General features: G+C 56.7%; 7 protein-coding genes. 4 read left to right on the forward strand and 3 right to left on the reverse strand.

Annotated elements, in window-relative coordinates; all coding sequences use genetic code 11:
• Positions 1-12: 12 nt before the first annotated feature.
• From APH35_RS16955 to APH35_RS16970, 4 genes are all read left to right on the forward strand, one after another.
• Complete coding sequence (locus APH35_RS16955; protein ID WP_060515135.1) at positions 13-3951, forward strand: RHS repeat protein; 3939 nt, start codon at positions 13-15, stop codon at positions 3949-3951.
• Between the two features lie 188 nt (positions 3952-4139).
• Positions 4140-6167, forward strand: coding sequence for a hypothetical protein (locus tag APH35_RS16960; RefSeq protein WP_060515136.1), 2028 nt, complete (start codon positions 4140-4142; stop codon positions 6165-6167).
• 147 nt (positions 6168-6314) lie between these two features.
• Positions 6315-8516 (forward strand): autotransporter outer membrane beta-barrel domain-containing protein, encoded by a 2202-nt coding sequence (locus APH35_RS16965; RefSeq protein ID WP_081336893.1) that lies wholly within the window; start codon positions 6315-6317, stop codon positions 8514-8516.
• Between the two features lie 49 nt (positions 8517-8565).
• Positions 8566-10029, forward strand: a complete 1464-nt coding sequence (locus APH35_RS16970; protein WP_156341223.1) for a hypothetical protein — start codon at positions 8566-8568, stop codon at positions 10027-10029.
• A gap of 9 nt (positions 10030-10038) precedes the next feature.
• Here the strand turns inward: APH35_RS16970 and APH35_RS16975 are convergent, their stop codons facing one another.
• The 3 genes from APH35_RS16975 to APH35_RS16985 all read right to left on the reverse strand — a co-directional run bounded on the left by APH35_RS16975 (position 10039) and on the right by APH35_RS16985 (position 11938).
• Entirely contained in the window at positions 10039-10773 is a 735-nt protein-coding gene (locus APH35_RS16975) for a fimbrial biogenesis chaperone (protein ID WP_012271139.1), read from the reverse strand.
• Between the two features lie 59 nt (positions 10774-10832).
• Complete coding sequence (locus tag APH35_RS16980) at positions 10833-11309, reverse strand: fimbrial protein (protein ID WP_012271140.1); 477 nt, start codon at positions 11307-11309, stop codon at positions 10833-10835.
• Positions 11310-11527: 218 nt separating this feature from the next.
• Positions 11528-11938: a PA2817 family protein gene (locus APH35_RS16985; protein WP_012271141.1), complete on the reverse strand. Its 411-nt coding sequence runs from the start codon at positions 11936-11938 to the stop codon at positions 11528-11530.
• Between the last annotated feature and the right edge of the window lie 14 nt (positions 11939-11952).

Genomic DNA, 11952 nt, shown 5'->3' on the forward strand with positions numbered 1-11952 from the left:
AGGAGGCTTGGTATGTCTGGTAAAACGGCGTTGCATTCCGGTGCGTTCAATTTCTTGAGTTTCATCAGTAATGGTGTTGATCCGCGTACAGGCCAGTATGGCCTGAGTATCGCGTTGCCTGTGTTGCGTGGTGACTATCTTGGGGGGGTGGAGTTTCCATTGAGGCTCAGCTATAGCTCGATGGGGGCGGGGGACTTTGGATATGGGCAAGGTTGGGATATCAATCTAAGTAGTTTCATCGAGGATGCCTACCCTGCCGGGGGAGGGGCACTTTCGCTGTATACCGGTGAGCGATTTACAGTGGACGGCGTGGAGAGTATTAGCGAGAAAAAGCTGGACTCTTTCCATTTTCACAAGGATGGCGATGGGCTGTACCGGGTCGAGCACAAGGACACACCACTGACGGAAGTGCTGCAGCCCGTTAATATCGGTACAAGGAAGTTGATGCTGCCGAAAAAAATCTATGCCGATTCAAGGCGTTGCTTGGAGTTCGTCTATCGTGACAATCCGCAATTGCCAGGTACCCCCTGCCTGAGTGAAGTGTTTGATTCAGGTGTGGGTGGGGGGCGGCCAGCTCGCCTGTTGTTGATTGAGTACTCGGGCGATATGGTCATCACCTTGTACCCGGATCAACCGGAGGCGAGGGCCAGTTACACCCTCAAGTTCAACGGGCGGCGGCTGGAACGTGTGGTGTTGCCCACCGATGAATTGGCGTACTGGGAGTTTTCCTACCAGCAGGTGCATGGGCAAACCTGTGTGAGCCGGGTGCGAACGCCGACGGGCGCGGTCGAGCATATCGAGTACGGTGTTGACGGTGACCCTGGCCACAAGCTCCCAGGGGTTGAACAATATTTGCCGCGGGTCAAGCGCCACCGCATTGTTCCGGGTTTTGAGCAGCCCGATACTATGACCGAGTATGACTATTCCACGACCAACTTCGTGGGCAATGGAAGCTCTATCGTCTGGAACAACAATGGCCGCGATAACCTCTACGAGGTGACGGATGCCAACTATTCCTATTGGAGTAAAACCACCGAGCGCTGCCCAGGACAGGCGGATCGCACCGTCTTGTCAACCTACGACCGCTTCCACCGCAGTGTCGAGGTAAAACAGGTTCAGGGCCAATGTGTGAATACCACGGTCAGCCAATACCCTGGCAATCCGGCGGAGCCCTTCATAAAGCAACCTGCGAACTTCCAGCTGGCGAGCCTTTCGACCCAGACCTGGCAAGTGGAGGGAAATGCGGCGATTGGCAAGGCCGAACACGCTACCACCTATGACGTGTTTGGCAACCTGATAAGCGAAGTGCCCGCCACGGGCGTCGAGACGTTGTACGAATATTACCCCGCTGCAGGCGAGCTGGGCAGTTGCCCGGCAGACCCGCAGAACTTTGTGCGCTGGCGCAAGAGCCAGACCATTAACCCATCATCCGTAGGCGAGGCCGCAACCACGCGCACGCAGTTCGTCTATAAAGCGCTCGACCCGGTTCCGCTGCCCGACGGCACGCCCGACTATATTGCCAAACAGTGGCTCGTGGAAAAAGAACAGCATTTTTTTGAGCTGCAAGGTGACGCCAAGGTGCCGGTACCGCTGAGCCATTCGCTTACCGATTACCATGAATCCACAGCGGACTTGTTGAGTTATGGGCGGCCAAGCATCACGACTTTCACCATGGGCGACCAGGATACGACCACGTCGTACACCTACACGACAGAGGTCGTGGAACACCATCCAGCCTTGGTGACCACTCAAGTGGTGACGGGCTTCGATCATGGCCAAGCGCTGGAAGACGGCACCCTTCGCGATGTTCAGAAAACTATCGTCCTGAAGCACTCGGCATTGATCGGTGAGCCATTGTTCAACCGGGATGACAACGATGTGGAAATTGCCTATGCCTATGATCGACTGGCCCGTGTGATCAGTGAGACCGTTGCACCCAACGATCCCATTTACAGGGCCTATCGCACTTACAGCTATGTGCTGGCGGTTCTTGACGAACCGGCTGTGCAGACGTCGAGCGATGTCAAGCGCGTAACGACCCGATCGAAACTCGATGGTTTGGGCCGTGTATTCGAAGAGGAGCGTATGGACGCCGATAGTGCCGAAGTATGGCGACGCCAGGCGTATCGCAAGAGCTATTCGGCTGTTTACAACGCTTACGGCCAACTTGAGGAAGAAACCGAATACGACTGGATGGCGGATGAGGTTTCCGAGCAGGGGGTTCACCGTCCAGTCGACCTGCCGTTGACGGTGCGCTATGGCTACGATGACTGGGGCCAGCAGGCGTGGCAAATTGGGCCTGATGCTATCCGCCACGTTGAAGAGACGAACCCGGTGGGTAACCAGAACTCGGCGTTTATGCCTATCAAGCGCAGTTGGCGGGAGTCAGAAGATCGCGCTGACGCAAGTGGCGTGACCGAAACTTGGTTCAACCGGTTCGATGAACCCACCCAGGTCAGGCGCTTCAAGTCCAGGGACGATACCGTTGCATACAGCCAACATACCTATCATTACGATGGCCTGGGGCGTGTGGCCCGGGAAGTGGCGGCCGATCAGTCCGTCACGCTGAGTACTTACGATCCCTTCGGCCGGTTGCTGGAGCAGACCCTCCCCGACAGGTCGGTGGTAACCCGCCGCTATGCGGACTTCGACAGTGGCGACCTTCCGGCATACATCGGTGTCAATGGCATCGAGCTGGGCACACAAACATTCGATGGCCTCAAGCGGCTATACAAGTCTGATACGGGTGGGCGTAAGCGCACTCTGTACTATAAACCTGGGCAAAACCGGCCGGAGAGGGTGTTTACGCCCTCCAAGCAATGGGTCGATTACGAATATAACCCCGTGTTGGGTGAAGAGCCGCTAAAGCGAGTATCCAGCCGGTTCACGGCTGATTACCAGTACGATTCGGAAAACGCCCGCCTGTTGAGCTGTACCGAAGATGGGCAAACCCTGGAAAGGGAGTATTTCAGTACCGGGCAGATGAAGTTGGAGAGGCGCAAGGAGGGCGACGAAGTCTTTGAAATGCAGTATGCATTCAGCTACCGCGAACGCATGCTGAGCTACACCGATGTGCTGGGCCAGGTGCAAGACTATGAGTATGACGCGGCCGGGCGTTTGCTGCAGACCACGCTGGGCTCGACGGTAGCAATGTTCGCGTACGACACGCTGGGCAGAACGTCGGAAATCGCAACGCGTGATGGCGACAACTTCCTCATTACTCAGTTGGAATATGACGATTTCGATCGTGAGACGCTTCGCCGTTTCGATATGAAGGGTGAGATACAGACGTTGACCCAGCGGTACGATGAATGTGACCGCATCGTGGTGAAAACCTTGTGGCCAGGGGAGCCGGGAGAAGACCAGCGGCGACAAGCCGAGGTGTACGCTGATCGTGTTCGGGGCAAGGTGTTTCAACCTGCCGCGTCTGCAGATGTCAATGAGCGGTTGAAAAACATCTACGCAAAGCACAAGCCCTTTAATTCGGGAGCTGGCGGTGTGCTGAACGGAGAAAACTGGCTCAGGAACGAGGTCTATGCGTACGAGAGTCGCGGTCGCTTGTATGACTATAAATGCAGTGGCGAATTGGCCCCAGTCGACCCGCAAGGGCATGTGATCCGTGGCCAGGCATTTGAGTTTGATGCCCTGGACAATATTGTGCTGGTTATCACCGAACTGACAGATAAAGACACGGACGCGCCGGGTGAAAATGTGGCCGAGTACTTCTTCGAATATGAAGACCCTGCGCAGCTCAGCAAAATAACCAATAGCTATGAAGGGTATACAGCCGAGCAGAGGTTGACGTATGACGATGACGGCAACCTTGAAGACGATGGTGAGGGCATGGAAATGGAATATGACGCCACGGGTAGGCTGAGGTCAGTCGTCAAGGCGGGGGGGACCTCGAACTATTACTATGATGGTGTTGATCGTTTGAGTGGGCAGAGTTGATCCTGTGCTTGTAGCCTTGCTACCCCTTGAGAGCCCGCGCTAGCGCGGGTTTTTTTTGTTTTGGCCGGTACGCAGATAATATAACGGCCATGTTGGCAACTGACAAATTTGCCAGTTGTGCGGGGGGAGGATGTGGATTTCAATGATCACGTAGCAGTCCGCGCAGCCCCTTATGTTGAGTGTCTAATATGAAAGTAGAATTGAAAGGGAAAATTAAAGTAAAAATTAAAGAAAAGGTGAGCGGTAAAAAAAGCAAGCCCTCAGGCCGTAAGCGTGTTTTTGCGCCTGTCTCACCTCAGATCGATCCGGCCCTGATAGCAGACCCCACCGATAATACGATGCTGAGCTCGGCCTTGACAGATGATGCAGTCGATATTGATTTGACCATCACTGATTGGGGTGCAGCAGGTGATCCCAATGTAGGGGAGTTTGACCAGATGTGGCTGTTGCATCTGCCAGACGGTGGGGCCGAGGAGGAGCTGCACAATGGTCAGTATGATAGAAACAGTGTTTTCCCCTTTGACGTTACTCTGGATAAGGATCAGGTAAAAAGATGGGGTGAAGGCGGTCATACTTTTTTTATCAGGGTCGTCCCTTATAACAACCCCCTGCCTGTAGATTTTCCCCCGTTACACTTGATCTTTGATCGTGTCGCTCCCTACCCCAATCAAATGCCCAATCCATTCCCGGCTATTGCTGCCGTGTTAGACACCAATATTGGTTCGGTTGAGCTCACATTGCCTGGCTATCCACTTCCGAGTGACACCACTTATCCCGGTTGGGATGCTAAAGATACCGTAGGGTGGGTCTGGCGCAAGCAAGTGCCTGTTGATCCGGGTGACCTGGTACCAGACGGCACCGCGCTTGTCACTACAGTGCCTCTGACGATACCGGTGCCTCAGAATGTTATTGAGGATGAGGGGGACGGTGGCATCCTTATCGCCTACATTCTTCAGGACAAGGCCGGTAATCGCAGTGCCGTGTCTAGGGCCACGCGCGTTACGGTGGCGCTAGGGAATTTGCCTGTCCCGGCGGATTTCCAGAAGCCTCTGGTGTTAGACATGAACAACGGTGTGGTGGATCAGGACGCCGTGCTTAAAGGTATAGAAGTGCAGATTGATGCCTTCCAGCATTTCAAATCGTCGGATCTGATTACCCTCCATTGGGGCACACATGATTTCGCTGAGCGGGCAGTGGGTACGTTCCCGGTCAAGCAGGCTATTCCTGCCAGTGTTATCCTGGATATTTACGGCAAAGGCTCTACAGGCGTCAAACCGGTCGATGTAACGTATGAAGTGCGGCGTGGCGATCACCCATTGGGCGGTGAGAGTGACACATTCGATGTCAACCTTGAGCGCATTGGCCCGATCGTGCCCGACCCTGATCCGGAGTGGCCGGGGCCTGTAAATCCGCAAATGGCCCTGCCGGATGTATATGGAGGCAATGATAACCAGAAAAATCACCTGACCGAGAACGATGATGGCGCCGATGCCGAGTTGAGAGTAACGATCGACGCTGCATTCGCGGAAGATGATCTGGTTGAGTTTTACTACACCGATGAACATGTCATCGAAGCGGATTATCAACTTGAGCAGGCCGACCCTGGCAACGAAATCAAAGTGACCATCCCGTGGGCATACATTCTTCGACACGACAATGGCAACCGCTTTGCTCACTATGAAGTCAGCCGTGCAGGTGTGCCGAACAAGGCTGCTTCTGGATCTCAGCCAATTGTGGTGGAGGCTATTGTCATACACCCGGAAGCTGCGGAGATCCTGGGTGGTTTTGTAGGCGGAGGGCGCCTGTGGCTGAACTGCACTTCGTTGTTTGACCCTGCGGATCCAACTGATGTTAACCCTGATGTGCGTATCAATATCCCTGACCTGAGCAAATGGTTGGCCAACGGTGAAGACTTGACACTGACCTGGACGGCGACCCAGGGAACTGCTCCTGGTGGGCTCGATATACCAAATGCTAAGTTTGAAAAAACTATTCAGTTGAATGCGACTAACCCACCCACCGGGTTCGTTTGGCGAATCCCTTATGCCGATGGCCTGAAGCCGATTTACGAGTTCAATCAGGCAGTTACTTATGATGGGCTGGCGACTTTCATTTATGCATTTGAACGTAATGGTAAAACGATCACATCCGAGCCTGCCGTGGCAGTGGTATCCATGCACTCGTTTACCGCCGAATGCCCACTTGTTCGTCCTTGAGTGTTGGCGATCCGGCATGCGGGCTGGGTTTGCTGAAAAGTCGCATCAATTACAGGACTTTTCCTACTCGCGATTGGGTGATTTCTTAATAGCCTTTCTCACGTTTTTGCTGCCCGTTTGCGGGTTAATCGATGAGGCTAAAGTGCAATGATCAAAAGGCGCAACTTCACCCTGTCCCCCTTGGCGTCAGCCATTGGGCAACTCTTGCTAGGCGCCTCTGCTGTGCTCTTCACTGGGCCTGCAGGTGCCCTGACGCTGGTGGACGATGAGCAACAAATCGGTGCCAGTACCCCGGTTGACAGCTACAGGGTCAATGACGGCGGGCGCTTGGTAGCCGAGGGGGCTACCACTCAGCAGATCGACGTGCGCACAGGCGGAGGTCTACAGCTTGAGGGCTCCACGGTATCCGCCACGGGTGTCGCTGCAGTCATGGTCAATGGCGGTGCTTCGGCAACCATCGCCAATGGCTCGCGCCTGACCAGCAACCTGTTTGGCCTCGATGTACTGCGCAGTGCGACGGCGGGTTCAACGGTGTCGGTAACGGGCAGCCATATCGAAGGCGGGGTCGGCGGTGCCAGGGTGGCCGGGAGTTCTCATCTTTCCCTGACCGACAGCACCCTGGTGAGTACCGGGGCAGCCGGTGCTGCTTTGCTATTTGGCGATGCTCGGCTGGATGCGACCAACAGCCAGCTGACCGGTGCCACGGATGGCATCCGGGTGGTGGGCGATGCGCTTTCGACTGAAGCTGCATCGCTCAATCTGCAGGGCTCGCGGGTGGAGGGCCAGAATGGCGCTGCCATCCGGGTGGGTAGCGCAAACCAGGCGCCCGGCGATGCGGCGATCACCATCAGCGGCGGTACTACGCTGGTTGGCAGCAATGGCAACCTGCTGGAAGTGGCGAACGGCTCCAACGCTACGATGCTGGTGGAGGGTAGCAACCTGGTAGGTGATGTCCTGGTGGAGGACGGTTCCAGCGCCAAGCTGACCTTGGGCAACCAGGCCAGCCTGACCGGGCGCCTGACCAATGTCGAGAGCTTGGCACTGAATGACGGCGGGCGCTGGAACATGGTCGAGGACAGTGAGGTCGCACAACTGGCCATGGCGGGGGGGGCGGTACGTTTCGGTGAAGCCACGCAGTACCAGCGCCTGACCCTTGGCAACTTGTCGGGCAGTGGCACGTTCATCATGGATGCCGATTTCAGTACAGGCGAAACCGACTTCCTGGACATCACCGGCACGGCAACCGGCAACCATAGTCTGCTGGTCGGCAGCAGCGGCAATGAACCCACGCAGGAAAACAGCCTGCACCTGGTTCATGCGGCGGCGGGGGATGCGCAGTTCTCGCTGCTTAACGGCCCGGTGGACCTCGGGGCGTTCTCCTATAGCCTTGTGCAGCGCGGCAATGACTGGTTCCTGGATGGCGCGACCAAAACGATAAGCCCAGGTACCGAGGCGGCCATGGCCTTGTTCAATACTGCGCCCACGGTGTGGTACGGCGAGTTGTCTTCCCTGCGCAGCCGCATGGGTGAGTTGCGGCTTGACGAGCGCAATGCGGGCCTGTGGGCCCGCAGCTATGGCAACAAATATAACGTTTCGGCCTCGACCGGTACGCCCTACAGCCAAGTTCAGCAGGGCTTCTCGCTGGGGGCCGATACGCCGTTGCCGTGGGGCGATGGTCAATGGCTGGCCGGGGTTATGGCGGGCTACAGCAGCTCAGACCTGAACCTGACCCGAGGCGCTTCGGGCGAGGTGAAAAGCTATTACCTGGGGCTGTATGCCACTTGGCTGGATGCCCAGACCGGCTATTACCTCGACAGCGTGGTCAAGCTGAACCGCTTCGACAACCAGGCCAAGGTAAGTCTCAGTGATGGCCAGCGTACCGAGGGCGATTATGACAACGTTGGCGTGGGGGCGTCGGTAGAGTTCGGTCGCCACCTGGCGCTGAATGATGGCTATTTCGTCGAGCCTTTCGGGCAACTGTCGGTCGTTGGTATCCAGGGCAAGGACTACCACCTGGACAATGGCTTGAAGGCCGACGGTGATACGACGCACTCGGTGCTGGGCAAGGCCGGCGCCACGGCGGGGCGTACCTTGAAGCTTGAGGGTGGGCAGTGGCTGCAACCTTATGTGCGCCTGGCTTATGTGCACGAATTCGCCAACAACAACCTGGTCAAGGTCAACGATCACCGTTTCGACAACGACCTGTCAGGCTCGCGCGCGGAGCTAGGCATGGGGGTAGCGGTATCGCTGACGGAGCGCCTGCAACTGCATGCCGATTTCGACTACAGCAATGGCAAGGCGCTGGAACAACCTTGGGGTGCCAACCTGGGCGTGCGTTACAGCTGGTAAGCAGCAGGCACCTTTATAGCAGCAAACCATTCACGTTGGAGGTTGAGTGATGCCAAGCAACAAGTCGGACGCGCTTTTTCCTCCACCGTGGGTGGAAGGCTCGCTTGCAAACCTGGTGGGTGGCGCGCTGAACGTCATCCCTCTCGATTTGCTCAAAGCCCCCCTACGTGTGGATGTCACGCCCTGGGACAGTGGTTCGCCCCCAACCCCTGGGAGGCCAGAGACACTTATGCTGATGTGGGACGGCGTACAGGTAGGTGCGCTCAAGCAATGGACGGCACCCATTGCCGCAGATGATTACTTCGTCGAGATTCCCGTTCAAGATCTCAAGAATGACGCTACGCCCGATTTGACCTACAGGGTCAAAGCGTACAACGGGGCTGAACAGGATTCGGCCCCGCTAACGATAACCCTGGACTTGACGGGGCCCAGCCTGGGGGCGGACCGCGGGGCCCTGTTGTTCGATGATGAGGTGATGAGAGATGGCATAACGGAGGATTACCTAAATCGTCACGATCCTGTTATCGCTCTGCTTCCGGATTATCAGACCTTTGTGCCTGGAGACTATATTCGCTGGTTCTGGGACACGCAATTGTATGAAAACAATCTTGTCGCCGAAAAAGTCCTCGAGCAGGGGGATCTCCCCGTCACAGTGGAGATTCCTGGCGATGTCATCCTGGATCGAGGGGATGGGGCGCGTTTTGCACACTACCTGCTATGTGACTATGCCGGTAACCCAAGCACGCCAGTGGAGCCGAAAGTCGTCCAGTTGCAGGTCGATGCGGCGCCGGTGCCCAGAGATTTGAGCTGGCCAGAGGTTTCCCATGCTGTGGGAGAGGAGCAGCAGGTTGTTTTGGACCTGAATTCACGCATGACTTACATGCGGGTCAAGGTGCCAACAGGGGCGGCGTTACCCGGTGAAACGATCGAGGTTTTCTGGGGCGAGCCTGGGCGTGTGGGCAGCTATCAGACAAGTGCAGAAGCGTCGGGCTTCCCCCATGAGTACGAGATCCCGCTGGACAGGATCGCGCCACACAGTGGCAAGGTGTTGACTGTGTATTTTGAGGTGACAGAAACAACGGGTGGTAACGTTCATACGTCATTATCCCGGTTAGTGTTGTGCTTGCCCTTGAATCAAGGGCTTCCCAGGCCGGACGTTCACCCATCCTCGAATGATACGGTCTACCTGTCCCAGGTCCCGGCTGATGGCTTGACCATTACCCTTGCTGCCTGGAAATACATTCATGCGGATCACAGGGTCACCTTGGTCGTCGGCGGCGTGGACACCCAGGGGCAGCCATCGACGCAAGAAGTGCTCAAAGAACATGCCTTGACCCCGGCGGAGGTGCAAAACGGCTTGGGGTTCGACGATACGGTCAAGGCGACCAAGCCTTTTTTGATGTCGCTTAAGCGCGACAAGTTAAGCGTCAGGGTTTTTGTCAGTTTTGATCAGGGCGAGACCTGGCCAGAAGAAGCAAACTTCCCGCTGCTTGACCTGGGCCTGCGCGATTGAGCGGTCGTGCTAAATGGCCGTTACGGATAGCGGTTTTTCTACCAGGCGTGTGGTGCCGCCATAATCGTTGATCGTGGTGAACTGTACTTGAAGGCCCTTGCTGGCCTGGGTTGTCTTCAGTTCAAAGGACTGCGTCTGCATAGGCATGGCCATCAAGGCGGTATCGATTTTTTCGATTTTGCCCGGTGCGCCCACTTCCAAGCGCCCAAAGGTGAAGTGATAGGGCGTGGGGTTAAGGACCTGCAGGAAGGTCTTGCCGTTGTTGCTTGCCAATGACCACTGCAGGCTGTCCAGGTGCTGCTCGGGCACACCCTTCACCTGGCTGGGCCGATAGAACAGCTTGATGCGGGTGCGCAGGGCGATTTTCAGTACGTTGTCCTGCCCGCTGTCTATCTGGGGGATCTCCTGAACATTGAAGTAGAACAGCGATTCTCGATCGGTGGGCAGGTTGTTTGGCAGTGCGTTTATCTTGACCAGTTGTTCACGCTTAGGGTCGAGCCTGAACAAGGTCGGGGATACGGCAAAGGGGACAGCGGTACTGGTGTCGTCGGCTGCGGTGTTGACCCAGGCTTGCGTGGCGTAGGTAATGTTGCTTGGGTTGGCGACAACGATCGAGCTGCTGTGTTGGTCGCCAGGGTGGACAACGCGCGTGGCACTGATCGTCAAGGCCGCTTCGGTGGTTGAAGAAAGCGTCGCCAGACAGGCGAAGCTGAGCGCGTACTTGCGCAGCAGAGTAGTAGACATGGTCGGGCCGGTTTCATTGGCGAAACGAAATACCCCCTGGCAGTGCCAGGGGGCTTGAATTAGCGAATATCGACAGAGAACGAGACGTTGGTGTCGATCTGCCCCTCGGTCACTGTTGCCGAAGTGGTGACAAGGCGCGCCGAGAACACCATGTCGGTGTCGGTAGTGTCGTTAACCTCGTAGCTCATCGACTCAGTACCCGGCGCAAGGCGGGTTGCAAGGTCGTTGATGGCCAGGCCCAGGCCGGTGCTGTAGCCCAGGCCGTCTTTGAGGGCATAGAGGTTGGGATTGGTCTGGTCGGCGCCGTAGCCTGCCTGGTAGGTCGCGTAGGCCTGTTGAGTACCGGTCACGCAGCTTGCCGGGACGCGCAATGCGAAGTGTTTCGGAGAGGTTTCTTCCCCGACCTTGGTGAAGTTGAACGTATTATAGTTGCCCAGGTGGATCAGCGGCAGGCTTGGGCCGCCAGGGGTAACGACTTCGATCGGGCAGGTGCCAGGCCCGCTGACAGTACCTTCGAAGTTGATGATCGAGGCCATTGCCGCGCTGCTGCAGAGGCTAAGTGCAAGCACGGATAGTGTTTTTTTCATTGGATGAACCCTGTCTGGTTGATCGCTGGAAACTCATGTGTCTCAGCGCGTCGGCAGAGTACGCAGGGCACCTCAGGGGGTCTGTAGGCGAAGGCTGAGCTTCCCGGGAAAAAAGGGAAGCGCTTGTGTAGTTCAACACGCCTTCGCCATAGCGGTACTTCGCGAGCTTAGTGGCGGGTATCAGCTGTTGCCGACGCCAGTAGCTGCTTCTGTTCGAACCAGTCGAATGCCTCGCCGCGCTGTTCGCATTCGTAGCGGCGTTCTTCCAGTGCCTGGTACAAGGCCAGTTCTTCATCCGGCATGAAGTGCAGGCAATCGCCGGCAAAGAACCACAGCAGGTCGCGCGGCACCAGGTGAGCGATTTGCGGGTAACGTTGGATGACCTGGCAGATCAGGTCCTGGCCCAGGTACTGGCTTTCCAGTGGGTCCTGCGGTAGCAGGGTCAACAACTCGTCAAAGCGCTCGAGGAACAGGACGTGGCTTTCCTCCGGTACCTGCTCGGCTTCCCCCAGGGCAGCCAGAATGGTGCGCAGGTGGTTCAGAAGTTGTAGGTGGTATGCCTGATGGGGGGTGGCCATGGGGGCGGTCCTCG

Origin of the sequence: Pseudomonas sp. NBRC 111132, assembly GCF_001320565.1 — a bacterium.
Taxonomy (GTDB): domain Bacteria; phylum Pseudomonadota; class Gammaproteobacteria; order Pseudomonadales; family Pseudomonadaceae; genus Aquipseudomonas; species Aquipseudomonas putida_P.